General features: G+C 38.6%; 26 protein-coding genes and 1 other RNA gene. 13 read left to right on the plus strand and 14 right to left on the minus strand.

Annotation, left to right across the window (positions count from 1 at the left end):
* Positions 1–17: 17 nt before the first annotated feature.
* The 7 genes from hscA to F959_RS07380 all read right to left on the minus strand — a co-directional run bounded on the left by hscA (position 18) and on the right by F959_RS07380 (position 5,795).
* Positions 18–1,877, minus strand: a complete 1,860-nt coding sequence (gene hscA / locus F959_RS07350; RefSeq protein WP_004878726.1) for a Fe-S protein assembly chaperone HscA — start codon at positions 1,875–1,877, stop codon at positions 18–20.
* A 38-nt stretch (positions 1,878–1,915) separates the two neighbouring features.
* Positions 1,916–2,434, minus strand: coding sequence for a Fe-S protein assembly co-chaperone HscB (hscB, locus tag F959_RS07355; RefSeq protein WP_004878728.1), 519 nt, complete (start codon positions 2,432–2,434; stop codon positions 1,916–1,918).
* Between the two features lie 84 nt (positions 2,435–2,518).
* Positions 2,519–2,839, minus strand: a complete 321-nt coding sequence (iscA, locus tag F959_RS07360; protein ID WP_004878730.1) for an iron-sulfur cluster assembly protein IscA — start codon at positions 2,837–2,839, stop codon at positions 2,519–2,521.
* Positions 2,840–2,867: 28 nt separating this feature from the next.
* Complete coding sequence (gene iscU, locus F959_RS07365; protein WP_004878732.1) at positions 2,868–3,254, minus strand: Fe-S cluster assembly scaffold IscU; 387 nt, start codon at positions 3,252–3,254, stop codon at positions 2,868–2,870.
* A 92-nt stretch (positions 3,255–3,346) separates the two neighbouring features.
* The gene (locus F959_RS07370) at positions 3,347–4,564 is read right to left on the minus strand and encodes an IscS subfamily cysteine desulfurase (protein WP_004878733.1); all 1,218 of its coding nucleotides are present in this window, start codon (positions 4,562–4,564) and stop codon (positions 3,347–3,349) included.
* A 1-nt stretch (position 4,565) separates the two neighbouring features.
* The gene (locus F959_RS07375; protein WP_004878735.1) at positions 4,566–5,039 is read right to left on the minus strand and encodes an Rrf2 family transcriptional regulator; all 474 of its coding nucleotides are present in this window, start codon (positions 5,037–5,039) and stop codon (positions 4,566–4,568) included.
* 108 nt (positions 5,040–5,147) lie between these two features.
* A complete protein-coding gene (locus F959_RS07380) occupies positions 5,148–5,795 on the minus strand; it encodes a hypothetical protein (RefSeq protein WP_004878737.1) in 648 nt (215 codons plus the stop codon).
* A gap of 208 nt (positions 5,796–6,003) precedes the next feature.
* Between F959_RS07380 and F959_RS07385 the strand changes: the two genes are divergently transcribed.
* From F959_RS07385 to F959_RS07395, 3 genes are all read left to right on the plus strand, one after another.
* Complete coding sequence (locus F959_RS07385) at positions 6,004–6,459, plus strand: phasin family protein (RefSeq protein ID WP_004878738.1); 456 nt, start codon at positions 6,004–6,006, stop codon at positions 6,457–6,459.
* A gap of 168 nt (positions 6,460–6,627) precedes the next feature.
* Complete coding sequence (locus tag F959_RS07390; RefSeq protein ID WP_004878739.1) at positions 6,628–6,900, plus strand: HU family DNA-binding protein; 273 nt, start codon at positions 6,628–6,630, stop codon at positions 6,898–6,900.
* A gap of 139 nt (positions 6,901–7,039) precedes the next feature.
* Positions 7,040–8,911, plus strand: coding sequence for a SurA N-terminal domain-containing protein (locus F959_RS07395; protein ID WP_004878742.1), 1,872 nt, complete (start codon positions 7,040–7,042; stop codon positions 8,909–8,911).
* 59 nt (positions 8,912–8,970) lie between these two features.
* On the opposite strand, the gene F959_RS07400 is transcribed toward F959_RS07395, so the two are convergent.
* Positions 8,971–9,813, minus strand: coding sequence for a YbgF trimerization domain-containing protein (locus tag F959_RS07400; protein ID WP_004878744.1), 843 nt, complete (start codon positions 9,811–9,813; stop codon positions 8,971–8,973).
* A 313-nt stretch (positions 9,814–10,126) separates the two neighbouring features.
* On the opposite strand from F959_RS07400, the gene ffs reads away from it, so the two are divergent.
* An RNA gene (gene ffs / locus F959_RS16465) (signal recognition particle sRNA small type) lies at positions 10,127–10,223 on the plus strand.
* A gap of 10 nt (positions 10,224–10,233) precedes the next feature.
* Here the strand turns inward: ffs and F959_RS07405 are convergent.
* The 4 genes from F959_RS07405 to F959_RS07420 form a co-directional block, all read right to left on the minus strand.
* Positions 10,234–10,716 (minus strand): regulatory protein RecX, encoded by a 483-nt coding sequence (locus F959_RS07405; protein WP_004878746.1) that lies wholly within the window; start codon positions 10,714–10,716, stop codon positions 10,234–10,236.
* Positions 10,717–10,762: 46 nt separating this feature from the next.
* Positions 10,763–11,809 carry a recombinase RecA gene (gene recA, locus F959_RS07410; protein ID WP_004878748.1) on the minus strand — a complete coding sequence of 349 codons (1,047 nt, stop codon included), beginning with the start codon at positions 11,807–11,809 and terminating at the stop codon, positions 10,763–10,765.
* Between the two features lie 160 nt (positions 11,810–11,969).
* On the minus strand, positions 11,970–12,398 hold the full coding sequence (locus F959_RS07415) for an RNA-binding S4 domain-containing protein (RefSeq protein WP_004878750.1): 429 nt from the start codon (positions 12,396–12,398) through the stop codon (positions 11,970–11,972).
* Positions 12,382–13,101 carry an HAD-IA family hydrolase gene (locus tag F959_RS07420; RefSeq protein WP_004878753.1) on the minus strand — a complete coding sequence of 240 codons (720 nt, stop codon included), beginning with the start codon at positions 13,099–13,101 and terminating at the stop codon, positions 12,382–12,384. Before F959_RS07420 ends, F959_RS07415 begins: the two co-directional genes overlap by 17 nt.
* An 11-nt stretch (positions 13,102–13,112) precedes the next feature.
* Between F959_RS07420 and F959_RS07425 the strand changes: the two genes are divergently transcribed.
* The 3 genes from F959_RS07425 (at position 13,113) to F959_RS07435 (ending at position 17,654) form a co-directional block, all read left to right on the plus strand.
* Positions 13,113–13,970, plus strand: a complete 858-nt coding sequence (locus F959_RS07425) for a 3'(2'),5'-bisphosphate nucleotidase CysQ family protein (RefSeq protein ID WP_004878754.1) — start codon at positions 13,113–13,115, stop codon at positions 13,968–13,970.
* A gap of 53 nt (positions 13,971–14,023) precedes the next feature.
* Positions 14,024–14,755 (plus strand): histidine phosphatase family protein, encoded by a 732-nt coding sequence (locus F959_RS07430; RefSeq protein ID WP_004878757.1) that lies wholly within the window; start codon positions 14,024–14,026, stop codon positions 14,753–14,755.
* Positions 14,756–14,945: 190 nt separating this feature from the next.
* Positions 14,946–17,654, plus strand: coding sequence for a M66 family metalloprotease (locus F959_RS07435; RefSeq protein ID WP_004878759.1), 2,709 nt, complete (start codon positions 14,946–14,948; stop codon positions 17,652–17,654).
* 108 nt (positions 17,655–17,762) lie between these two features.
* Here the strand turns inward: F959_RS07435 and rpsT are convergent, their stop codons facing one another.
* Positions 17,763–18,029 (minus strand): 30S ribosomal protein S20, encoded by a 267-nt coding sequence (gene rpsT, locus F959_RS07440; RefSeq protein ID WP_004878761.1) that lies wholly within the window; start codon positions 18,027–18,029, stop codon positions 17,763–17,765.
* Positions 18,030–18,240: 211 nt separating this feature from the next.
* Between rpsT and F959_RS07445 the strand changes: the two genes are divergently transcribed.
* The 4 genes from F959_RS07445 to F959_RS07460 all read left to right on the plus strand — a co-directional run bounded on the left by F959_RS07445 (position 18,241) and on the right by F959_RS07460 (position 20,705).
* On the plus strand, positions 18,241–18,906 hold the full coding sequence (locus F959_RS07445) for an NAD(P)H-binding protein (protein WP_004878763.1): 666 nt from the start codon (positions 18,241–18,243) through the stop codon (positions 18,904–18,906).
* 12 nt (positions 18,907–18,918) lie between these two features.
* Entirely contained in the window at positions 18,919–19,431 is a 513-nt protein-coding gene (rraA, locus tag F959_RS07450; protein WP_004878765.1) for a ribonuclease E activity regulator RraA, read from the plus strand.
* A 12-nt stretch (positions 19,432–19,443) separates the two neighbouring features.
* Positions 19,444–20,229: a glutathione S-transferase N-terminal domain-containing protein gene (locus F959_RS07455; protein ID WP_004878767.1), complete on the plus strand. Its 786-nt coding sequence runs from the start codon at positions 19,444–19,446 to the stop codon at positions 20,227–20,229.
* A gap of 125 nt (positions 20,230–20,354) precedes the next feature.
* A complete protein-coding gene (locus F959_RS07460) occupies positions 20,355–20,705 on the plus strand; it encodes a hypothetical protein (RefSeq protein ID WP_004878769.1) in 351 nt (116 codons plus the stop codon).
* A gap of 274 nt (positions 20,706–20,979) precedes the next feature.
* Here F959_RS07460 and F959_RS07465 read toward each other — a convergent pair whose 3' ends face one another.
* On the minus strand, positions 20,980–22,506 hold the full coding sequence (locus F959_RS07465) for an acetyl-CoA C-acetyltransferase (RefSeq protein ID WP_004878771.1): 1,527 nt from the start codon (positions 22,504–22,506) through the stop codon (positions 20,980–20,982).
* Positions 22,507–22,730: 224 nt separating this feature from the next.
* On the opposite strand from F959_RS07465, the gene F959_RS07470 reads away from it, so the two are divergent.
* Together F959_RS07470 and F959_RS07475 are read left to right on the plus strand one after the other, a co-directional pair.
* A complete protein-coding gene (locus F959_RS07470) occupies positions 22,731–24,122 on the plus strand; it encodes a 3-oxoacyl-ACP reductase (protein ID WP_004878773.1) in 1,392 nt (463 codons plus the stop codon).
* A 66-nt stretch (positions 24,123–24,188) separates the two neighbouring features.
* Complete coding sequence (locus tag F959_RS07475; protein ID WP_004878775.1) at positions 24,189–25,043, plus strand: MaoC family dehydratase; 855 nt, start codon at positions 24,189–24,191, stop codon at positions 25,041–25,043.
* The last annotated feature ends 41 nt before the right edge of the window (positions 25,044–25,084 follow it).

The raw sequence follows: 25,084 nt of genomic DNA on the forward strand, positions 1-25,084 counted from the left end.
ATTGATCACCTATACCTTTAGTTTGAGTTTGACCAATCTTCAAGTTTCGTACCTTTTAAGGCATGGTCAATATGTCGGTTCATACGAAGCGCAGCAAAGGCATCGCTATGAATTTTAAGTTGCTGAACAGCATGTTCAATCGCTGCAAGCTCATCTGTCTTAAGACGGGCTTTTAACGCTTCAGCAGCAAGAATTAAGTCACGAGCCTGTTGCTGAGAGAGCAAATCAGTATCTGCTTTTAACGCTTGCTCTAAAGCCTCCAACTCACGTTGTGCTTCAACTTTGGTTTCTTGCAAGTGACGAAGATGTTTATCTTCTTCTGCGTATTGGAAACCTTCAACCAGTAAGCGCTCAGTATCTGCTGAAGATAGGCCGTAAGATGGTTTAATATCAATTTGCGCCTGAACACCAGAGGTGGTCTCTTTAGCTGAAACTGTCAATAAACCATCAGCGTCAACTTGGAATGTCACTTCAATACGCGCTTGACCAGCAGTCATTGGCGGAATACCGTGTAATACAAAGCGACCCAATGAGCGACAATGTTCTACTAAATCACGTTCACCTTGTACCACATGGATTAACATTGCTGTTTGACCATCTTGATAAGTGGTGAATTCTTGGCGGCGAGCAACCGGAATTGCTGTGTTACGTGAGATTAAGCGTTCAACTAAACCACCCATGGTTTCTAAGCCAAGTGACAGTGGAGTAACATCAAGCAATAATGAACCGTCTTGGCTGTTTCCAATCAGTTGATTTGCTGTAATAGAAGCGCCGATCGCGACAACTTCATCTGGATTAATTGTACATAATGGTTCACGTTCAAATAGCTCACGTACAGCTTTTTGAACGGCATAAGAACGGGTTGAACCGCCGACTAAAACAACATGCTCAATCTCATCAAGTTCAAGTTTTGCATCACGTAATACGCGTTTGCAAACACTTATTGTCTTATCAAGAGCAACCTGAATAATCGATTCAAAAGTTGGACGGTCTAAAGTAAGACGGTCATCCAATAGTTTTAATTCGGCAGATTCATGATCCGTTAAATATTCTTTGGCTTGGCGGGCAGCAACAACAAAGACAGCATATTCTTCATCACTTAATGTCTCGATATTGAGCTGTTTCTTTGCCCATTTTACGATTAAACGGTCAAGGTCATCGCCACCTAACGCAGTGTGTCCACCTGTCGCTAAAACCTCAAATACACCTTGTGAAAAACGTAGGATAGATACATCAAATGTACCGCCACCTAAATCATAAATCACATAGTTGCGATCAGTGCTTAGATTAGTTTCTTGATCCAAACCATAGGCAACCGCAGCGGCTGTAGGTTCATTTAATAAGCGTAAAACGTTTAAACCAGCGAGTTGAGCTGCATCGCGCGTTGCTTGACGTTGTGCTTCATCGAAGTAAGCGGGAACTGTAATGACGGCACCATTTACAGGATTGTTTAAACTTGCTTCAGCGCGATCTTTAAGTTGTTTTAAAATCTCAGCTGAAATTTCAACAGGCGTTTTACGACCAGCAGCAGTTTCAAATGCTGGCATCTCATTTTCTGCGCCAACAAGTGTATACGGATGTTGAAATTTAATATCTGCTTGTGAACGCCCCATAAAGCGTTTTACAGAAACGACAGTATTTTTTGGGTCAGTCATCATAAACGGTTTGGCCTCATAGCCAAACGTTGTTGAATCCTTTGCATAGTGAACAATAGATGGCAATAAAACGCGATCTTTGTCATCTTGTAGAACTTTCGGTTTTCCCGATAGCACTGTCGCCACTAAAGAGTGGGTTGTTCCCAAGTCAATGCCAATCGCAATACGATGTTCGTGCGGGGCAGTCGATTGACCAGGTTCAGCAATTTGCAAAAGTGCCATGCGTGAGGTATCCCTTGAAAATAATTGGTAATAGCGGATTAAAAATCATCATCTAGATCGAAGCTTTCTTCTTCATCTAGTATGCGATCTTCAGCCTTATCAATATCATTCATAACACGTTGGAAAAAACGCAGTTTACGAACAGTATCACGTGCTTCAGCCCAATCTTCGTCCGCAAAATCAATTTTAAACTCACGTACTAGACCATCAATCCATTGTTGCACTTCAACTTTTAATGTGTGCAATTGTGCTGAAGAAGTTGCTTCATCCAATTGTTCACGCATTTCAAGTGCAGATTGTAAGAACTCAAAATCGCTAATGGATTGGTCAAGATGGTGGTCTTGTTTCTTTAAACCAAGTAAATATGCAGCACGGCTGTCAACTTGTGAAAGCACTTTGAAGGCTTGGTTGATTTCGCTTGACTTAATCAGTGCTTGATCTTTGTCAGTTGCTTTGTCAGGGTGATATTGCTGTTGCAAACTTAAAAATTGTTTTTTTAAAGCTGCTAAATCTATATCGAGTGCTTCGGGTAATTGGAACAACTCAAAATGATTCATGGGAGATGAATTCCGCTATTGATAAATACGTTAAAACAGTGCGGAACACACTGTTTTGACGAAAAGAAAGAGGGTGGGAGTGGATTAAACAGTAAATGATTCACCACAACCACATTCACCTTTTTGATTTGGGTTGTTAAATTCAAAACCTTCATTGAGACCGTTTTTAACATAGTCCATCTCTAAACCATCGAGATAAACTAGGCTTTTTGGATCAACGAAAACTTTAACACCGAATTGTTCAAACATTTGATCATGTGTGTCGACATCATCGACGAACTCAAGTACGTAAGCCAATCCAGAACAACCCGAAGTTTTCACACCAACACGAATGCCTTCACCCTTACCTCGGTTTTGTAGGTAATTGCTGATGTGAGTCGCAGCATTTTCAGTTAAATTGATCATGAAAACTCCAATTTTGTTCGGTAATCAATTAAGCTTTTGCTTTTTTACCACGATAGTCTTCGATCGCAGCTTTAATCGCATCTTCAGCCAATACAGAGCAGTGTACTTTTACTGGAGGAAGCGCAAGCTCAGTTGCAATATCAATGTTTTTGATTGCTTGAGCTTCATCAAGTGTCTTACCTTTTAACCATTCAGTTACAAGAGAACTTGATGCAATCGCAGAACCACAGCCATAAGTTTTGAAGCGAGCTTCTTCAATTACGCCATTGTCATCGACTTGAATTTGTAAACGCATCACATCACCACAAGCTGGTGCACCGACCATACCTGTACCAACGTTTTCTGCATTTTTATCCAAAATACCTACATTACGAGGGTTTTCGTAATGATCAATTACCTTTTCGCTATAAGCCATGTCGCTTCTCCAAACCTCGGGGTCAGCCTAATATTAAATATGAGGGTTAAAACACTGTTTTCAATGAAGAGTTAATTAAAACTACAATGAATTTAGTGTTCAGCCCATTCAACTGTTGAAAGGTCAATACCTTCTTTATACATATCCCAAAGCGGAGAAAGTTCACGAAGTTTCTCAACAGCAGCTTTGGTAAGTGTTAACACATGGTCAATATCTGCTTCAGTCGTATATTTACCAAAACTGAAACGGATCGAGCTGTGTGCTAGCTCATCAGATAAACCTAAAGCACGTAACACATATGATGGTTCTAAAGTTGCAGAAGTACATGCTGAACCGCTTGAAACGGCAAGGTCTTTTAGTGCCATCATCAATGATTCACCTTCAACGAAGTTGAAGCTGACATTGAGATAGTTTGCAACGTTTTGAGTAGGGTGACCATTCAAGAACACTTGCTCAAGATCTTGGAAACCATTCCAAAGCTTGTCGCGTAAGAGGCGAAGACGTTCTTGTTCTGCTTGCATAGTTTTGCCAGCAATTTCAAAAGCTTCACCCATGCCAACGATTTGATGTGTCGCTAGAGTGCCAGAACGCATACCACGTTCATGACCACCACCGTGCATTTGAGCTTTTAAACGAACACGAGGGCTACGGCGAACGTAAAGTGCACCAATCCCTTTAGGGCCATAAATTTTATGACCTGAAAAACTCATCAAATCAATTTTCATTGTTGAAAGATCAATTTCAACTTTACCCGCCGCTTGTGCAGCATCTACATGCAAGAATGTTTTATTTGCACGAGTGAGTTCGCCAATTGCAGCAACATCAGTCACTGTACCGATTTCATTGTTCACCATCATGAGTGATACAAGAATCGTATCTGGACGCAAAGCAGCTTGAACCATTTCTGGAGTAATTAAACCAGTACGTGGTTCTGGCTCTAAATATGTAATTTCAAAACCTTGTTCTTCAAGTTCACGGCAAGGATCCAACACAGCTTTGTGTTCGATTTTACTTGTAATGATGTGTTTGCCTTTTGAACCATAGAACTGAGCAATACCTTTCAACGCCAAGTTGTCAGATTCAGTAGCGCCAGAAGTCCACACGATTTCACGCGGATCAGCTTTGATTAAGTTTGCTACTTGTTCACGAGCATACTCAACTTTCTCTTCAGCTTGCCAACCATACGCATGTGAACGTGATGCTGGATTACCAAATGTACCTTCGAAAGTTAAGCATTCCATCATACGCTCTGCAACTTCAGGAAGTACTGGCGTAGTTGCTGCATAATCAAGATAAATTGGACGTTTCATGTCAAATACCTGTAACCGATAGAAGGGCTGAATCTAAACTTACTGAATTTTGGCGTAGTGCAACTGTTTGAACGTTGTCACGAGCAATCAGATCAGCAAGGGAGATTTTTGCGAGATAATCGGCAATATGGTGGGAGAGTTCTTGCCATAAGTCATGCGTCAAGCACATTGCACCATTTTGACAGTTGCCTTTATGGTCACAACGCGTCGCATCGACAGTTTCATTTACAGCTTCAATAATTTCTAGCACAGTGATTTCAGTGGCATTGCGTGCAAGATGATATCCACCGTTAGCACCACGAACGCTTGAAACTAACCCATGACGCTTAAGTTTCGCGAATAACTGTTCTAAATAAGCGACTGAGATGGATTGGCGTGCTGCTATTTCCGCAAGCGTGATCGTTTGTTCAGTTGGCTGCAAAGCTAAATCAAGTAGAGCAGTCACTGCGTAACGACCGCGAGTTGTAAGGCGCATGATTCGATACACATGGTTAGACTAGATGTCTAAATTTTATGAATTCCGACTAAAATAGTCAAGTTTTTTAATTGCGAATATCAACGTGAAAAGTGAAATATACTGTAATTATTGTATCCACATATTATAAACAAAAAAACCAATAAAAATAAAGCTCAATAAAGCAAAGCAAATATTGATGAAACGCTGACGTTTCTGCATGCGATGAATACGATTTTGGTACTGTTTTACTTCAACGAGTAAAGTATTGATTTCAGAACGTTGTTGGTCAATTTTATCCAAGAGCGGGGCGATACGTTGTTGAGATGCAACTGCTTCTGCTTCGTCATTAAAAGCATTGAACCATTGTCTCCAATTTGCGAAGATACTGGTTAATGTTAGATGAGGAATGAAGTCTAAAAACTCTTCAGATAAGGTTGAATCACCCAAAATACGCATATTGGTGATGCTGCGTTGATTGTTAAATACAAATATTTTAACTAAATCAATCAGTGTGCTATTCACCTCTAAATCAATTTTTCTATCCAAAGCTTTCATATCAAACAACAAGCCTTTGTCAGTAAATTGGATATAAAAATCAAAGAAAGGGATATAGCTATTGATGCGAATTGTAATTTTTTGCTCAATAAATTTTTTTGCTTGCAAACGTAAAGCGGCATCATGGGTTAGGATGAATGAGAAAAAAGTCTCTAAAACAATGATGACAATGTTTAGCAACAAATGAGGGTGCTTGTTTCTTTGTTGCGTATAACTCATAAGTCTCTTTTTCCTTACCAATCAAACAATAAAACCACAAATCTGTAAACTTGAGCATCCTTACTCAATTATTAAAAATAATTTACATGACTTTGTTGCTTTGTAGAACAGTTTTTTAAAACGATCAAGTCTTAACTTTGATATTATAAAAACATTTTTATGGTTAAATACGACATACTGTTTGTAAAGTGCTTAGGAGCATGGTTCTATGGATAACTCAAATATAGAAAATTCGAGTGAAGAAAATGAGGTAAAAACTAAGACAAAATCAAAGAGTTCTAAAAAATCTGCGCTTGATTTCAAGAAGTATACACAACAAATTTGGTTAGCTGGTTTAGGTGCTTTTTCTCGCGCTGAAGAGGAAGGAAATAAATTATTCGACTCATTGGTCAAGGTCGGCGAAGAGTTAGAATCAAAAACAGTTGATTTTGCGGATAACACAGTGGGTAAGGTCACTGAGAAAGCCAAAGAGTCTGTTACAGATACCAAAGATAAAGTTGAAAAGATTTTAGATACTGGTGTAAATCACTCTTTAAATCGCATTGGTTTAGTGACACCAAAGGATCTTCAACATATTGAGCAACTTTTAGTGCAACTTCACATTAAAGTGGACGCTTTAATTGAAGAAAATAACCAGTTAAAAGCCAAATTGAATAAAAAGTAAAAAAAATCGTTGGCACTCGTCCGTTTATGTCGTATTTCAGTATTTATTTTTGCTAAAAGGCCTTTCTAGTATTGCGTTCTCCCCTAAAGCATTGCTATAAAGGCGTCATGGCCTTTTAAACTATAGCCTTGGATCTTAACAAACGATATTAAGAGGATATTTTTTATCATGAATAAATCAGAATTAATTGATGCGATTGCTGAAAAAGGGGGAGTATCTAAATCGGATGCTGGTAAGGCACTCGATGCAACGATTGCGTCAATCACTGAAGCACTTAAAAAGGGTGATACGGTTACTTTAGTTGGTTTTGGTACTTTTAGCGTTAAAGAACGTGCTGCACGTACTGGTCGTAATCCAAAAACTGGTGAAGAGCTTCAAATTAAAGCAAGCAAAGTACCTAGTTTCAAACCAGGTAAGGGTTTAAAAGATTCAGTTGCGTAATCTTTTTAAATCAATAAACGCACCATTTCGGGTGCGTTTTTTATTTAATGAATGAAAAAGTGAGTTTGATCCTTAATCTGCATTCATTCGCTTTTATTTTTCAGTTAAAATTGCTCCGAAATAAAATATTGGAATTCTTATGGAATCTTTTCGTACACTCATTAAGGGTTGGCTTGGCAAAGTCCTTTTAGTTTTGTTTTTGACTCCTTTAGCGCTTGTAGGTATTGAGGGATATTTTAGTGGTAGCAATAAGGCAGACGTTGCGAAATCTGTCAACGGTCAAGATATTTCTAATAAAGAATTAGAAAGTGCAACCAAGAATTATAAAGATCAGTATTTATCTATGGTTAAAGGTGACGAGTCACTTTTAAATCTACCCGTTATTCAAAACAAAGCTTTAGATGCGCTTGTGACGCGTGCTTTATTGCAACAGCAAGCTGAAAAGTTAGGTATTTCATTAAGCGATGCTCAACTTGAACAAATGTTGGCTCAACAACCAAGCTTCCAAGAAAATGGGAAGTTCTCTGAGCAACTTTATGGAAACTATTTACGTTCAGTAGGCATGACCAATCAAAGTTTGCTTGCAAGCTTACGTCAAGACCATGCATTGAAAATGATTTCATCAACGTTGATGGACTATGCATTAGTAAGTAAGTCTGATTTACAACAATTGGCGAACTTGCAAACTGAACAGCGTACTTTGCACTTAGCAAGCATCAAACTGGATGACTATAAGAAGGGCTTAACTGCGTCTAATCAAGAAATCACAGATTATTACAACAAGCATAAAGGTGAGTTTAAGCAAGTTGCTGCTGTTGATGTTGATTATGTTGTTTTAACACCTTCATTGTTGCCACAAACAAACTTAGCTGTAACTGATGCTGATTTAAAACAAGCTTATCAAGCTTTTGTTGAAAAACAGCAGAAAGAAGCTAAGCGTGAAGTGAAGCATATTTTAATTACGACTGATACTCGTGATGCTGCCGCTGCACAAAAACTTGCGAATGATGTTTATGCGAAAATTCAAGCAGGCATGACGTTTGCTCAAGCAGCAGCTCAATTCTCTGAAGATCCGAGTTCGAAAGATCAGGGCGGTTTGGTTGATGCTTATGCACCTGGTATTTTCTCTACTGATTTTGATAATGCTGTAAATGCTTTGAAAAATGGTCAAGTTTCAAAGCCTGTGAAAACTCAGTATGGCTATCACATTATCGAAGCAAATACACAGACAGTGACTATTCCTTCATTTGAAGCTGAAAAAGCGCGTTTGACAGCTGAAGTTGAAAAAACAAAATCAGCTAATTTATTCAGCGATACTGTCAATAACTTAAATGAAATGGTTGTCGGTGGCGACTCACTTGATGCTGTAGTGCAAGAAGTAAAAGCTGCACGTGTTGAATCAGCAAAAGGTGTAACTTTGACAACGCAAAATCCTTATTTAAGTGATTTAAATGTTAAAGCTAAAATCTTTAGTGATGATGTGAAGAATGGTGATCGTAATGCATCATCAAATATTCAGTTAGCAAATGGTGATACGATCTGGATCAAAGTTCGTGATTATCATCCAGCAGGTATTAAGCCGTTAGCTCAAGCGACAGCTGAAGTTAAAGCTAAAGTTATTGAAGATAAAGCGTATAAAGCTGCGAAAGCGAAGATGTCTACAATTTTGGCAGACTTTAAAACACAGCCAGCAGCGCAAGTTATTGCTAAGTCTAATGTGACTTTTGAAAATGCAGGCGTATTTGTTCGTTCTCAAGGTTTAAAACGTGCAATTGAACGAGCGGCTTTCAGTATTCCAGCTCCGACGAAAGAAGGGATGTGGTCAGCAACTACTGCGAAATTACCCAATGAATTGGTTATCGTAGCTGTATCAAATGTGAATGCGAATGTTGCTAGTGAGCTACCACAAGAACAATTGACTGAGTTGACAAAACTATATCAACAGTTCCGTGGTCAGCAGATATTAGAAGATTACACTGAATACTTAAAATCACATGCAAAGATTAAATAAGTTTAATCTAGGTATAAAAAAAGCCAGTTCAATTTGAACTGGCTTTTTTTGATCTATTTTTATTTTTTCTGAATAAACTTTGCTTCTTCAGATTGTGGGTATTGAGTGAGTAACTTTGTGCGATATTGACCAGCTAAAGCTGCATTTTTATCGACTTCTTTAGCGATACTATAAAGTTGATAAACAGCCCGTGGTGCTTTGGCTGAGTTTGGATAGCGTGTGGCAACGATATTGTAGTTTTGTTTAGCTGCTTTATAGTCAACAGGCTCTACAGCTAAATAAAATTCTGCTAGCCAAAAATATGCATTCCCGACATATATACCATTTGGATGGTTTTTGATGAAGTTCTGCATAGGCTGGATCGCATTTTTAGCACCGCCTTGTTTGTATGCATCTAAAGCAACTGTATAAGCAGCTTTTTCGAGCTCTATTTGGTTATTTACGCTATTGTTTGCTTGTGGTTGAACAACTGGTGTTTGTACAGGTGTTGGTGTGATTGGCGCTGTCTGCTGTGTATTTGCTACTGGAGCGACCTGATTTGTGGTATTTGTTGTTGGTTCACTAGAAGCATTTTCTGGATCAGTATTTTCTTCTGGTGGATCGATTTTTTGTGATAGCAATTCTAAGCGTTGATCTAAATCAGTATAACGATTTGCTAGCTCTTTTTTGAGTTGGTCAATTGCATTTTCATGCTCTTCAAGCTGACCACGCAACTTTCGGACTTCTTCTTCAAGTTTTTGGTTCTTTTGAATTAAATCCCAATTTAAATTCGTCGCAACAGGCGAAGCATTTGTATTGTCAGCAATTTGTTGGCTTAAAGCTCTCGACTCAATAGGAACATTGGCATACAAATGCGCACTGCTAAGCAGAGCAATGAAAAGTACAGAATGCTTTTTTAGCATGAAAACTCATCCGTAATGTTGAAAAATAAGCGATACAAGCAAGCTTTTGAGCTTGTGGCATGTTGGTATGTATTTTACTTTAGTCATTAAAACAGTAACTCATTTAAATGCAATAAGCATTTACAATCTTCAAGCACTTTTGAAGGGATTTAGTTTTTGTTGTTTATAATTTCTTCATATTTAATCGGCTGTAATAAAAAAATCTAGATTTTGATGAGGAATTAGACAGTTGAATTGAAAACTTAATTAAAAACAGTTACAAGACTTGCAAGTGGTCTAAAAATCTCTATACTTTGTCAGGCAATGGTAGCCCTGCTGGTAGCTTCGCAATTGTACTCTATGAACCCCGCCAGGACCGGAAGGTAGCAACGGTAGTAGAACTATGATGTGCCGAAGTCTTGCTGGTAGGGCTGCCACCAGCTATTCTTCTTCGCTCGTTCGAGCAATCGCTTTCATTATCGCATCCATACTAAATCCTCTATATTGCAAGAAGCGAATTTGCTTAGCTTTGATTTTTGGATCTTTTGCGACATCTATACCAAATTTTTTAATTTTAAGCTGATACGCTTGCTCTGACCAATCGACTTCTTTTAATTCTTCTGTAATCAGTTCTTCATCTAATTCTTTCGCTTTTAAAGCCTGTTTGATGCGCTGTAGCCCTTTACCTTTTCTCAATTGGCTTGCTAGGGTAAGTTCTGCGACTCTTTGATCGCTTTGATAGTTTTGCTGTGCTAATTCTGCAACTAACTCTGCAACCTCATCAGGATTGATTGCATATTGATTGAGTTTATTGCTCAGTTCGGCTTGGGAATAATCACGGCGTGTCAGAAGTGCAAAGGCGTAAGAGCGTAGTCTTGTACCTGTAAGCGTTTTGGGTTTTTCTGATTTTTCAGTATTAAACACGTTTTATTTCCTCATGAAAGAAAAACGCCCCGAAGGGCGTTTCAGCTTAGCTTTCTAAAAAGTCTGGTTCTTCTTCTTCAATATCTGTATTTTCGGCTGGCTTGTTTTTAGTCAGAAGTTGTTCTCGAATCAGCTTCTCAATTTCTTGAGCCATTTGAGGGTTTTCTTCAAAATGACGAATTACATTATTTTTACCTTGTCCAATCTTATTACCTTGGTATGAATACCATGCGCCAGCTTTTTGGACGATATCTTGTTGAACTGCGAGGTCAACCAATTCACCTAACTGATTAGTCCCTCTACCGTACATGATTTGGAATACAGCTTCTTTGAAAGGAGGCGCCATTTTGTTTTTTACAACTTTAACGCGTGTTTCGTTACCTGTAATTTCATCGCCTTCTTTTACTTGACCGATACGACGAATATCTAAACGTACAGATGCATAGAATTTGAGAGCATTACCACCAGTTGTTGTTTCTGGGCTACCAAACATCACACCAATCTTCATACGGATTTGGTTAATGAAGATCACCATACAGTTAGAGCGTTTTGCATTACCTGTAATTTTACGTAATGCCTGACTCATTAAACGTGCTTGTAAGCCCATGTGTGAATCACCCATTTCGCCTTCAATTTCGGCTTTAGGGGTTAATGCAGCAACAGAGTCGACAACGATGAGGTCAATTGCGCCAGAACGCACCAGCATATCTGCGATTTCGAGCGCTTGTTCACCATGGTCAGGTTGTGAAACCAAGAGGTTATCAATATCTACACCTAATTTACGTGCATATTCTGGGTCTAATGCATGTTCTGCATCAATAAATGCACATGTACCGCCATTTTTCTGACATTGAGCAATCGCTTGTAATGTCATGGTCGTTTTACCTGATGATTCAGGACCGTAAATTTCGATGATACGGCCTTTAGGTAATCCGCCAATCCCTAATGCGATATCTAGTGTTAATGAACCTGTAGAAACAGCTTCAACTGCTTGTACAGTGTTATCACCCAAGCGCATCACTGTATTTTTACCAAATTGCTTCTCAATTTGGCTTAACGCAGCTTGTAACGCTTTGCTTTTATTATCATCCATCTCAAAACCTCAAAACTTTATATTCTTAACGACTAACCCAAGTGGATGTATTGAATCTCAACTTGTTGGGACTCGGGTATAGTGGCAGATTCTAGTTGTTTATTCTACATCTGATCTGTGTCTTTGCGACACAAAATGACGCACCTGAAAGTAGGGAAATTCACTCATCATGATAAGACCATGATTGTACATTTTCCTGTTTAAAACGATTGATATCACGACGATCTTTTTTACTTGGTCGATGATCTGGTCGAGCTAGATTATGCATTTTCCGCTGTGATGCATGCAACTCTCTACGCGCAATACTTTCTTGTGTTTCTTCATAGAGTTGTTGGGCAATAGGAGCGCCACCACGAACGGCAGATAGTGCTTTAATCACTACGGTCTTTTTTTCGAAGCCTTGCTGGATGGTCAGTTCCATTCCTATACGAACTTCTTTAGAGACTTTAACTCGATCATTGTGATGGTGGACTTTACCGCCTTCGATCGCAGCTTTGGCAATGGAGCGTGTTTTAAAGAAACGAGCCGCCCAAAGCCACTTATCAATACGCATGCTTTCCATGCTGTCTGGTTCATGCTGTTTTGGCATCTGTTACCTGTAGGTTGGTCTCGAGATTGTTGGACTCAAGATAGTCAAATAATTCAGTTAGATGATTGAGTGCAGGATATGGGAGTTCGTTTACGTTTCTACTTGGTTTACTACTTGATGGCTGTAGAATGCTTACAAGTTTAGAAATACCAAAAGCTTCAGCACCTTTTAAGACAGCAACGGTATCATCAATAAATACAGCTTTTGTTGGATCAAAAGGGTGAAGCTGTTGAAGCTTTTGCCAAAATCCAACATCTTCTTTGGCATGTCCCAATTCTTCACTACTGATCATAAGTTCAAAGTAAGGGCTGAGTTCGACATTTTCAAGTTTCAATTGCAGTCCAGCTTGGTCTGCATTGGTTAATAACCAGCAGCGATAACCTTTCGCTTTGAGTCGTTCTAACAGTTGATGGCAGCCAGCGCGTGCAGCAATTTTCTCGCGATGTTCATATTGAAGTTGCAGTACATCAACCCCAACTTTAGCAGTCCAGTACGCCGAAGAATACCAAGATAGTGTATGCTTATGCTGTTGGTAGAATTGAAATAGTGTCTGCTGGCTTTGTTCAAGACTGCATTGATGGACTTGAGCATGTCGTTCGGGCAAACAATGATTCCAAATAAAATCATCAAAGGCTAAATCGAGTAATGTGCCATCCATGTCGAACATGGCAATCGGCTGCTGCTGTAAATCTGAATATGACATAAGGTTGGTCTATGTTTTTAAAAACGCTTGCGCCACAAGATCCGTTAATTTCTCAACTTGTTCCGATTATGGCGCAGGCAAGTCAAATATTGTTGGAAGAATACCAAAGTTATTGTGCAGGTTGCGAATTTAATATTCAGGAAAAAAGTGATGATTCACCAGTAACGCAAGCAGATTTGAAAGTGAATCGCTTTTTATTGAAGCATTTAGCTGAAGTGACACCAACCTTACCCGTGCTCTCTGAAGAAAGTGATTATTCAGCTCGAAAGGCATGGCCACAATGTTGGATGCTTGATCCGTTAGATGGGACGAAAGAATTTATTCATGAGCGTGATGAATTTACAATTAATTTAAGTTTAATTGATGGGCATTTGACTACATTTGCAATCATCGCAGTGCCGTGTGAGCAAGTGATGTATATTGGTTACACTTCACAGCGCCCTTATAAATATAGTTTTAGTCAACAACAATGGTTTCAATATCAGATTGAAGAGCATTCGGTTAATACACCGATTCAAATTGGATTAAGTCATAATAGTAAAAACCCTAAATATCAAAATTTCATTGATCCGATTTTAAAATCAAGAGATGTTACTCGCCGTGAAGCGGGCAGTGCTTATAAGTTCTGTATGATGTTAGAAGGCGAAATTGATATTTATCCACGTTTTCATCCAACTTCTGAGTGGGATACGAGTTCAGGGCAAGCATTGTTAGAAAGTATTGGTGGTGGTTTGTTGACTTTAGAGGGTAAACCATTTCTATACAATCAAAGAGATACCGTACTTAATGGTGGTTTTATCGCATTTAAAGATCAATATTGCAAAGATCTTGCTTATGATGCTTTAACACATTCGGGTATTTTAGATTGAGAGTTATTTCGCGCATGGTATAGTGAAATAAATTTTCATCATTTATAAATATTATGGCGTTACATCTCTTGCCCAAAAGTATGTTTGAAGCAGTCGACTTGTTGCCTGATGCTTCAACACCAGTCACTTTATTTACACGCCACTCTTTGCGTGAATTGGTGAATGGGCAGGGTTTTGCTGGTTATGATCTTCAGCTTACAGAGCAAGGTCGAGATCTTGCTTATGCATGGGGGCAGTATTTAATACAAAATACGGATCGCGCCATCCATCATTGTATTTCTAGTCCAATTCAGCGTTGTGTCGATACAGCCGCTTTAATGATTGAAGGGGCTGATGATGCATACAAAGCTTCAAATACACATACGATTGAAATAGTTGAGCAACGTTTGTTGGTTGAACCGGGAAGCTTTGTATTGGATATTCAACAAGCTGCGCCTTATTTTCGTAAACAAGGTGCATTGGGTTTTATTAATAGTTTTGTGAATAATGCCTTACCGGGAATGAAGCATCCGATTACAGGTGTTTTTGATGTGATCGAATTGCTATATCACACGCATCCTTCACAACAAAAAGGATTAAGTTTAGCTGTCAGTCACGATACGATTTTGGCGGCGATAGTTGCAGTGATTTCTGGCAAAAACCAAATTGATAAAGCGGATTGGCCAGATATGATGGAGGGATTATTTGTTTGGTTTGAAGGTGAGGATTTTGCTAATAGTAAATTGAAATGGATTTGGCGTGGGCAAAAACAAGAACTATTAATTAAAGATTTTAAAGATAATTAAAAGAACCATTGGGTTTAAATTAATTTTAGTCATTCATTTTATTTTAGATATTTTATTATATTCTGAATATATTTTTTCATCTTTAAATTAAAGGTGATATTATTATAAATATATGATTTTTATTAACTTTAACTAATAATCATAATTTATCATTACTGATAATTCATTGTAATTTTTTTGGGGAAATGTGATGCAATTGCAACTCAAACATTTATCTGTATGTATTTTCACTATTATGCTTACTGCTTGTGGTGGAGGTGGTAATAGTGGTGGTTCGGAATCTTCAGGAGATAATACGATAGGGACAGGCAGTACAGAAAATCCTGCTCCGCCTGTAGCTGAGAAATATCCAGAGCCAACAAAGGATGTAATCGATGATAATGTTCTGGGCTTTTATGATTACGATAAATTAGGACAGCCACGCTCATTAAGAAATGATTTGAATGGTAGCTTTGCTGCGATGATTCAATTTGGTCAAAGTCATGTAGTTAATCCTAAGAATAATGAAAAAGATTACATGCCACGTTTAACAACGGATAAAGAGGCTTTATTGTTAGTCACACCATTGACTGAAATGGGGGATGTAAAGACCTTAATGGCTGAGATTTATCAGGGTAATCAATTACTGAGAACCGTTGAGTTAGAGGAGCCATCGCGTTTGGCTGCATCTGATCAATCAAATAGCGATGGTCGACCTCCTGTAAGCTATTCAAAACGTGCTTGGAGTGCACCTTTGAATTGGGATGAGGTTAAGGCGGGTTTACATATTCGAGTTCTGGATCCATTAAATAATCGTACAGGCGATTTGACTGAGAATGATATTGATTTTGCTGCTCCAGGCGAATTAGTGCTGCAAAACATTCGATTAGGTTTATTGACAGATCCGCCTAAATCAAATGGTCACTATATGCTGTTAGAACCAGCAAAAGCGGGAACAGATTATTTTCAGACGATTCCAGCTGCGCGAATGATTGTCACAAAATATGATGATTTAAAATTAGAAAAAGTGATGGTTGCAAGTGGTGTCATTTACGACACTGTGAGTGCAACCACTGGCGATGTTTACAGCGGAGACATGCGTGAAAATACAGCTAAATCAACTTTTGGCGTCGGCATAAACTTAGCCAATTGGGGGATTACAAGTGCTTCTATGGCAAGTCAGGAGCAGCCACAACTAACTCAAAGTGTTGTTGCTCATCATGCTCGTGGTAAATATAGCAATGGAGAGGCGACACATGGGTTAAGTGGTGGAAATGGAATGCTTACGTTGATTGATTCCATAGGTAATGAATTTAGCCATGAGATTGGTCATCACTATGGATTAGGGCACTATCCTGGTTCTGTGGGCAATAATATGTTTTGGGCTGCACATCATGCAGATAGTGGCTGGGGATATATTGCATTTAGAAATAAAATGCGAGGCAATCTAAACTGGACGGCAACAAATTTAGGTGATGGCAGTAATGGTGTTCCAAACTTTTTAAACAAATATGCTTATGGTTGGGATGCAATGTCTGGTGGCGCAACAGCAAGTACCATCTCTAAATATACGCATTACACAGGTTATAGTACCTATTTAAAAATACAGCCAGCTTTTGATCGCTATGTATGGGATAAAAACTCGCCAACTGGTTATAAAAAGTGGAACGCGACCACAAGAGTAATGGAGGTTGCTCAGCCAAAAGTACCGAACTCTGGAAATGTTTGGTACAACAGTGCAGATGGTAATTATTTAAAACCAAGATTATTTGGTGTTCCTGTTTATACGATTCTCGGTGGATATGATCCTGTGAATCAGATTGGTTTAATTTATCCTGCTGCGAAAGGGAATTGGGGGAATGTATTTAATTTGCCTCAAGTTAATACTAATGCAACTACGGCAAACTGTTGGCTCAATGTTCAGTTCGCATCAACTACACAAAATATTGCGCTTGCACCTCAGCGTATGAATAGCAATAGTAATGCCAATAAGTTCCATATCAATATTGCCCAAAGTGAAGCACCTCAACAAGTTAATTTGTATTGTCGAAAAGCCAATGAAAATGCAGTATTACTCTCTACAATGAGCATTCCTGCGAATAATACACCGATTGCACCATTTGTTGAGATTGGTGAGGAAGCTGGTTACTCTGCATTAAAAGAAATTGAGCTTCCAGTGCTTGAACAAGCGCTAGTTGCGAACAAAGCTAAACCAGTTGTTAGTCTTTCAACAGATGCTAAGTTGTTATTTGATTCTTACCAGAAATTTAAAAACCAGCTTTCATCTGATGCGCAAACTGAAATGAATCGTTATACGCAACAGCAAACGAAGCTTTATCGTTTGAACCGCTGGATGAATGTATATCGAACTGATCTGATGGATATGAATGTTGATGCCTTGGATGCATTCCATACATTCCTAGATAAACTCGAATTAAAAAATGATTTTAATTTAGACTCGGCAGTGAGTTTGATGAATCGAACCAATTGTTTGAAAGCTGAGAGGCTTGAAAGTGGGCAGTTGAATGCATTTATTAGCGGTGCTACTGGATGTGTGGGGGATGACTCTGAAAAATGGGTTTATGATGCTCTAGGGAAAATACACAGTAAACAATACATTGATCATTGCTTGGCAACAACCTCCGGTAATGTAATTAATTTAATGCCTTGTGATAATAATCAAGTTAATCAAATTTGGGTCACTGATGTAAGCGCTCAAGCGATTAAGCAATCGAATCAATGTTTTGATTTAGAAGGTGGTTATCTTACCAATAATAGAGCGCGTTTGATTCGTTATAGATGCACTGCTGGCGCGAACCAAAAATGGACGATACCATCTGTGAATAATAGCTTAATACTTTCAGGTTTAGCGACTAAGAACTTGGCGTTATCTTCTAAAGTATTCACAGTTAATTCATAAAACTCAAAAGGGAGGAGGTAAACAATTTACCTCTTTCTAATTTTTGTAATACGAAAAACTGTAGACAATAAAAAAGCCCGAAAATCGGGCTTTTTTATTTGCTTCAAATTAGTTAGCTAACGCTTTAACTTGAGCATTTAAGCGGCTCTTATGACGAGCAGCTTTATTTTTGTGGATGATGCCTTTATCAGCCATACGGTCGATTACAGGTACAGCTGTTTTGTAAGCTTCTGAAGCAGCAGCATAATCACCAGCAGCGATCGCATTTACTGTACGTTTAAGGTAAGTACGAACCATAGAACGCAAGCTTGCGTTGTGTTTACGTGCTTTAACGTTTTGACGAGCACGTTTTTTAGCTTGAGCAGAGTTTGCCACTCGTGCACTCCTTGAAAATAAGTTGGTCTGGGCGGGCTGAAGTTAAAACCAAAAATATTGGCAACATTCACCAGCCCGTAAACAAGTGCCATATTTTGATGAAACTAAGCATCGAAGTCAAGCCTTGTAATGTTTATAAGTGCATTTAACAGGTGATTATGTTGCAAGAAAACGTTACATTAAGCCTAGTTATAACTTGGATGAAATAAAAATGAAAACAGGTGATAAAAAAGCGATTGTAATAGGTGCTACAGGGTTGGTTGGACAAGCTTTAATAGAACAATTGCAACAGTCTGAGGAATTCAGTGCGATAACTGCTGTGGTACGTAAAAAGTCTGATGCATTAGATACTTATAATAAAGTTACTCAATTTGTCTTAGAAGATTTTTTGTTATTAAATGATGAAGACGTGAATGCATATACGCATGCTTTTAGCTGTTTAGGTAGCACAATTAAACAAGCAGGTTCAAAAGAAGCATTCTATGCAATTGACTATGAAATGAATGCTCATTTTGCTGATTTACTTCAAGATAAAGATGTTCACTTATTGGTCGTTAGTGCTTTGGGAGCGAGTGCAAATTCACCAATTTTCTATAATAAAGTTAAAGGTGAATTAGAAAATTACCTCAGAAGTTTATCTTTATATAAATTGTCAATCTTTCAACCATCATTATTGATTGGTAAGCGAAGTGATGTGCGTTTTCTGGAAGATATGGCACAAACTGCATTTAAGCTTGTAGAGCAAGCATGGACTAAGCCGTTTAAATATAAGCCTGTAACCGCAGAGCAATTGGCGCATACTATGCTGGTTGCAGCCCAAACACAAACTGCCGCATTTAAACTGTTTGATAATTTAATGATACAACAAACTCGATAATGGAGAAGCTCAGTGACAACAGTATCTTTCGTAACTTGTGATTTGTTAGATGACAACCCTGAAAAAGATTTACAAGTCGTAACACCATGCTTAGATGGGAAATTCTTCAAGAGTTATGGTGCTCGTAAAACTTTTGGTGGCCAAATTGTGACTGTAAAGTGCTTTGAAGATAATTCTCGTGTTAAAGAATTATTGGCAACTGATGGAACAGGTAAGGTACTTGTTGTTGATGGTGGTGCTTCCATGCGTTGTGCATTGATGGGAGACATGATTGCAGAATCAGCAGTGAAAAATCACTGGAATGGTGTTGTGATCTATGGTTGTGTGCGTGATGTAGATGCGATTGCGGAACTAGATTTAGGTGTACATGCATTGGCTGCAATTCCACAAAAAAGTAATCGTAAAGGCATAGGTGAAGTTGATATCACATTGTATTTTGGTGGTGTGACAATCAGTTCTGGTGATTATATCTATGCAGATAATAACGGAATTGTGATTGCGAAAGAAAAATTAGTCGACTGCTAAAGGGTTAGCGATATGCTGAAAATGGTGAATCATCAATTTAAAGTTTTACAATCTGTGGTTGCGAGTATCATTGAGGGTGGGCGAGGTGTATCAGGTACGCCTTTTCCTCAACAACCAACAAAACCTTTAAAGCTTTATGAATTTGAAGGTTCGCCATTCTGCCGTCGAGTTCGAGAAGTAGTGACCTTATTGAACTTAGATGTGGAGATTTATCCATGTCCTAAAGGCGGTCAGAAATATCGACAAATTGTAAAGAGCAAAGGTGGAAAAAGACAATTTCCATTTTTAATTGATGAAAATACAGGTGATCAACTTTATGAATCACAAGATATTATTCATCATTTATTTAAACATTATGGTAAAACAGGGCAGACCCCTAAGAAATACAGCCATTATCCTAAATTACCTTATGTTTCGACCTTGGCTTCAGTTGCGAATGCAGCACGTGGTGTATGGATCAATAAGAAAATTATTGATCGAGCAGCACCAGAGCAACTGTTAGAGCTGTGGAGCTTTGAAGCGAGTCCTTATACGCGTTTAGTGCGTGAAGCTTTATGTGAATTAGAAATTCCATATGTTCTGCATAATGTGCCTAAGGAGCGTTGGCAAGATATGGGGCCAGCCATTCTACGCTTAAAACCAGGTAAATATATTCCATTACCGAATGGTAAGCGTGAAAAGGTTGTTGAAATTATGGGGCGTGATATTCAAGTTCCGTTTTTAATTGATCCAAACACAGGCGTGAAGATGTTTGAGTCGGCTAAGATTGTTGATTATTTGAAAAAACAATATGGTTAACCTGATTTAAAAAAGCATCCGTTAAGGGTGCTTTTTTATTCCTGATTGATTGTTAGCTTGCATCAATGGGTACTTTATCGTTTTAATAAGCAAGTCATCAAAGCAAAGCTGTATAGATAGATCATATGTTAAGCCAACTAACTAACTTATTCAAAAGTTCAAAGGAAACACCTGAACAGCTATTCCTTAAAGAAAATGACTTGGTTTTTGATAGTCGTGGTGCAATTTATAAAGGCATCGTTTTGAATGAGTTGGGATTCCGTCTGGAATATTTCTCAAACCGAAAGTTAGATCGATTTGACGATCTTGAAAAGCTATTTCGGATTGCACCGCAAATTAATGAAAAGATCGATCTAGAAATACACTCACAGCGTTTTGTTGAGCGGTTGGGGAATACAGAAGAAAATCTTAAACAGTTGAAGCAAGCGATTAAAGTTTTAAATGATTATTATGTGAAGTTTAAAAGAGCTAGATAGTTTGGTTTCAACCCTGAATTAATAAATATATTTTCATAGTTACGATAACTAGATAGGCTGTCTTTACCTTTACTTTTCAGAGATGAAAAGTAACCAAAATCTTTTGTTGGACTGACGGTACATCCTTGTTACCGCAGTCCAACAAGGCGGCGCCCATGCCGCCAACCATGATAGTAAATGATGGTTTAAATTTAGAAGGGTGAATTTTTTTAACTCAGAATATAAAAAAGGGACTAAATCCAAAGATTTAATCCCTCTTGAGTCTAGCTAGTAATTATTTTTCAATAATTGCTGTTACGCCTTGACCGCCAGCAGCACAGATCGAAACTAAGATACGACCTGAACCTTTTTGGTTTAAGATTTTTGCAGCAGTCGCGATGATACGACCACCAGTAGCAGCGAATGGGTGACCCGCAGCTAAAGAAGAACCTTTAACGTTTAATTTGCTACGATCAATTGAACCTAAAGGTGCATCTAAACCTAAACGCTCTTTACAGAATTTCTCATCTTCCCAAGCTTTCAATGTAGAAAGAACTTGTGATGCAAATGCTTCGTGAATTTCGTAGTAGTCAAAATCTTGAAGTTTAAGACCAGCGCGTTCAAGCATACGTGGAACTGCATAAGCAGGCGCCATCAATAAGCCTTCTTTCTTGCCAACGAAATCAACAGCAGCAGTTTCAGAGAACGTTAAGTAAGCAAGGACTTCGTGACCATTTGCTTTAGCCCATTCTTCAGAAGCTAAAAGCACGCATGAAGCACCATCAGTAAGAGGAGTAGAGTTACCCGCTGTCATTGTTGCAGCTTCGCCTTTACCAAATACTGGTTTTAACTTCGCTAATTTCTCAGCAGTTGAGTCAGCACGTAAGTTGTTGTCACGGCTTAAACCTAAGAATGGTGTAATTAAATCATCGAAGAAACCTTCTTCGTATGCTTTTGCCATTTTTTGGTGAGAAGAGGCAGCTAAAGCGTCTTGATCTTCACGAGCAATACCCCATTCAAGCGCAGTGATTGCTTGATGGTCACCCATAGATAAACCAGTACGTGGTTCACCATTTTTAGGTGCATCCATAAGATCTTTAACATTGATCTTAGAAAGTGCTTTTAAACGGTCTTTACCAGTTTTAGCGATGTTAAGCTCAAGTAAAGCTTTACGTAAACCATCACCAAACGCGATAGGCGCGTCAGAAGTCGTATCTACACCACCTGCGATACCTACTTCGATTTGACCTAATGCAATTTTGTTTGCAACTTGGAATGCTGCTTGTAAACCAGTACCACAAGCTTGTTGAAGATCACAAGCTGGAGTTTCTGGAGCAAGTTGAGTATTCAATACACATTCACGAGTCATATTGAAATCACGACTGTGCTTTAATACTGCACCAGCAACAACTTCACCTAAGCGTTGACCTTGTAGGTTGAAGCGCTCAACCAAACCATTCAATGCAGCAGTAAACATATCGATGTTTGAAGCTGTAAAATAAGCGCCGTTTGAACGAGCAAATGGAATACGGTTACCGCCGATAATGGCAACACGGCGAACAGTGTTTTGGCTCATGGTTTTATCCTGTTGAACAGAAGGTTTGGTTGTTTTAGCTGGCGCTGCTTTTGTAGATGTAGAAGAAGCAGTGCTTTTCGGACTACGAGTAGTAGCACGCGTACGAGTCGTTTTAGGTGTCGTGCTTGCTGCTTTAGAGGTCGTGCCAGCAGTTTTACGTGTAGTAGAAGCTGCTTTTGATGTATTTGACACATTTTCTTCAGCAGAATTCTCGACTGCTGGATTTTCTTGAGTTGTTTTGCTCATAAGGCTTTTCCAAGCATAATTGCGATATTCTTGTGACAACAATACCATATTTACAATACTGCTGTATTGACTAGAATGACGCTGTAGACCACATTCAGGTCAAGACATCAGAACATGAACTCAAGTATGATTTATGACGAGTCAATCAAACATTGATTTCATGTAATTTGATTAACATGATGCATGTGTTTGTAAAAAATTCATTTGTATGAGAGATAATAATCATGACCGATCAATACCAAGCATTTACACAATCGCCTTTGGGTAAATTTGTTGTAAAAAATTTAGGTTTACCATCGCCAGTAACGTTAGATCGTTTTGAAAGTGCTCAACCTGTTGTGAATGGTGCAGTATTGCTTGGCGCAGCGCCTTCAAGCACGATTTCTGCTGCTATTGCTCAGGTTCTTAGCAATATCCATGCAGATAGTTATGTGGGTAATAATGTTGAATTACAACAAACTGCGGCGAAAGTTGGTTTAAATCTTCGTCCTTTAAATGCAGATGATAAAGAGTCTAAGTTTAAAGCAGTTGTATTTGATGCTTCTGGTATTCAAGATTCAGAACAACTTAAAGAGTTGTATAACTTCTTTAACCCAATTGCTCGCCAGATTTCTAGTTCTGGTCGTGTAATTGTAATTGGTACAACGCCTGAAACTGCAAAGACAGTGAAGCAAGCGATTGCTCAACGTGCGCTTGAAGGTTTCATCAAATCAGTTGGCAAAGAGTTCAAAAAGGGCATCACTGCTCAAGTTGTTTATGTAGACCAAGGTGCAGAAGCAAACCTTGAATCTACGTTACGTTTCTTAATTTCTCCACGTTCTGCTTATGTTTCAGGTCAAGTGGTTCGTGTTTCTAAAGCTGATGTTGTTGATCTGGACTGGGCGAAGCCACTTGCAGGTAAGACTGCATTAGTGACTGGTGCAAGCCGTGGTATTGGTGAAGCAATTGCAAACGTACTTGCTCGTGACGGCGCACACGTAATTTGCTTGGATGTACCACAACAGCAAGCTGATCTTGAGCGTGTTGCAGGTTCGATCGGTGGTTCTGTATTGGCAATTGATATTACAGCTGCGGATGCTGGCGAGAAAATTAAAACTGCTGCTGCAAAACAAGGTGGTTTAGACGTTATTGTTCATAATGCTGGTATTACTCGTGACAAAACTTTGGCAAACATGAAGCCAGAGCTTTGGGACTTAGTTATTAACATTAATTTATCTGCAATCGAACGCGTTAACGATTACTTACTATCAAATGATGGTTTAAATGCAAATGGTCGTATCGTTTGTGTATCATCAATCAGTGGTATCGCTGGTAACTTAGGTCAAACAAACTACGCTGTTTCTAAAGCAGGTGTTATTGGCTTAGTGAAATTTACTGCGCCTACATTGAAAAACGGTATTACGATTAATGCTGTTGCGCCTGGTTTCATTGAAACTCAAATGACTGCTGCGATTCCTTTTGCGATTCGTGAAGCTGGTCGTCGTATGAACTCAATGAACCAAGGTGGTTTACCTGTAGATGTTGCAGAAGCAATTGCTTGGTATGCATCTACTGGTTCAACAGGTGTAACAGGTAACGTTGTTCGTGTATGTGGTCAAAGCTTATTAGGTGCGTAAGCATTAGGGTTTTGAAGAGGGGTGCTTGTGCATCCCTTTTTTATAAAAAATATCAAAAGGTTGATTATGAACACACGTCATTTTAGTGAATTACCAAAACCTTATTTGGCTTATCCAAAAGTTATTCAGGGTTTAATTTTTAAAAAGCCAAAAGGCGAGAAAGTATTACCACAAGTTGAGTATGTGGTGGATACATTAAAAATTGATACCAAGCATTTAGAAAGCTATAACGAAATCTGTGGTTTTAAAAATGATGGTTTTGTGCCTGCGATCTATTTAGCTGTACTATCCCAAAGCCTACAAATGCATATGATGACAAGCGAAGCTTTCCCGTTTGCAATTTTAGGTTTAGTTCATATTCGCAATCAGATTAAACAAATGCGTAAAATCGGTGTGAATGAACAAATCACATTGTCATGCAAGTTTGGTGAGCTTAAACCACATGATAAAGGCTTACAGTTTGATTTCATTACAACAGCTAAGGTCGGTGGTGAAATTGTGATGGAAAGCCTGACAACATATCTATCACGTCAGAAAGTTGAGAAAAAAGCGGCTGAGAAAACGAAAGAAACTCAAGAGCCCGCTTATCAACCGCAGGCTGAATGGAATATTTCAGAAAATACAGGCCGTCGTTATGCGTTGATTTCAGGTGATTTCAACTTAATTCATATTCATGCGGTGACTGCAAAAGCTTTTGGTTTTAAACAAGCGATTGCACATGGTATGTGGAGCAAAGCAAAAGCTTTAGCAAATGTGCAGCTTCCAGATGCTTATGAAGCAGACGTATGGTTTAAGTTACCAATGTACTTACCTTCAAAAGTTGAATTTTTAACTGCTACAGATGCTAAGCAGACTGACTTTTTAATTCGTAATGTTAAATCTAAAAAGCCACATGTTGCGGGTACTGTAAAAGCAATCTAAGCCATTATTCATATGTTCAATATCCCTTTTGTTCGCAAGAG

The organism is Acinetobacter venetianus RAG-1 = CIP 110063, assembly GCF_000368585.1.
In the GTDB taxonomy this organism is placed as follows: Bacteria; Pseudomonadota; Gammaproteobacteria; order Pseudomonadales; family Moraxellaceae; genus Acinetobacter; species Acinetobacter venetianus.

Coding starts and splice junctions, on each gene's coding strand:
- hscA (WP_004878726.1), bottom strand. CDS start 1,877: ATGGCACTTTTGCAAATTGCTGAACCTGGTCAATCGACTGCCCCGCAC.
- hscB (WP_004878728.1), bottom strand. CDS start 2,434: ATGAATCATTTTGAGTTGTTCCAATTACCCGAAGCACTCGATATAGAT.
- iscA (WP_004878730.1), bottom strand. CDS start 2,839: ATGATCAATTTAACTGAAAATGCTGCGACTCACATCAGCAATTACCTA.
- iscU (WP_004878732.1), bottom strand. CDS start 3,254: ATGGCTTATAGCGAAAAGGTAATTGATCATTACGAAAACCCTCGTAAT.
- F959_RS07370 (WP_004878733.1), bottom strand. CDS start 4,564: ATGAAACGTCCAATTTATCTTGATTATGCAGCAACTACGCCAGTACTT.
- F959_RS07375 (WP_004878735.1), bottom strand. CDS start 5,039: ATGCGCCTTACAACTCGCGGTCGTTACGCAGTGACTGCTCTACTTGAT.
- F959_RS07380 (WP_004878737.1), bottom strand. CDS start 5,795: ATGAGTTATACGCAACAAAGAAACAAGCACCCTCATTTGTTGCTAAAC.
- F959_RS07385 (WP_004878738.1), top strand. CDS start 6,004: ATGGATAACTCAAATATAGAAAATTCGAGTGAAGAAAATGAGGTAAAA.
- F959_RS07390 (WP_004878739.1), top strand. CDS start 6,628: ATGAATAAATCAGAATTAATTGATGCGATTGCTGAAAAAGGGGGAGTA.
- F959_RS07395 (WP_004878742.1), top strand. CDS start 7,040: ATGGAATCTTTTCGTACACTCATTAAGGGTTGGCTTGGCAAAGTCCTT.
- F959_RS07400 (WP_004878744.1), bottom strand. CDS start 9,813: ATGCTAAAAAAGCATTCTGTACTTTTCATTGCTCTGCTTAGCAGTGCG.
- recA (WP_004878748.1), bottom strand. CDS start 11,809: ATGGATGATAATAAAAGCAAAGCGTTACAAGCTGCGTTAAGCCAAATT.
- F959_RS07415 (WP_004878750.1), bottom strand. CDS start 12,398: ATGCCAAAACAGCATGAACCAGACAGCATGGAAAGCATGCGTATTGAT.
- F959_RS07420 (WP_004878753.1), bottom strand. CDS start 13,101: ATGTCATATTCAGATTTACAGCAGCAGCCGATTGCCATGTTCGACATG.
- F959_RS07425 (WP_004878754.1), top strand. CDS start 13,113: ATGTTTTTAAAAACGCTTGCGCCACAAGATCCGTTAATTTCTCAACTT.
- F959_RS07430 (WP_004878757.1), top strand. CDS start 14,024: ATGGCGTTACATCTCTTGCCCAAAAGTATGTTTGAAGCAGTCGACTTG.
- F959_RS07435 (WP_004878759.1), top strand. CDS start 14,946: ATGCAATTGCAACTCAAACATTTATCTGTATGTATTTTCACTATTATG.
- F959_RS07445 (WP_004878763.1), top strand. CDS start 18,241: ATGAAAACAGGTGATAAAAAAGCGATTGTAATAGGTGCTACAGGGTTG.
- F959_RS07455 (WP_004878767.1), top strand. CDS start 19,444: ATGCTGAAAATGGTGAATCATCAATTTAAAGTTTTACAATCTGTGGTT.
- F959_RS07460 (WP_004878769.1), top strand. CDS start 20,355: ATGTTAAGCCAACTAACTAACTTATTCAAAAGTTCAAAGGAAACACCT.
- F959_RS07465 (WP_004878771.1), bottom strand. CDS start 22,506: ATGAGCAAAACAACTCAAGAAAATCCAGCAGTCGAGAATTCTGCTGAA.
- F959_RS07470 (WP_004878773.1), top strand. CDS start 22,731: ATGACCGATCAATACCAAGCATTTACACAATCGCCTTTGGGTAAATTT.
- F959_RS07475 (WP_004878775.1), top strand. CDS start 24,189: ATGAACACACGTCATTTTAGTGAATTACCAAAACCTTATTTGGCTTAT.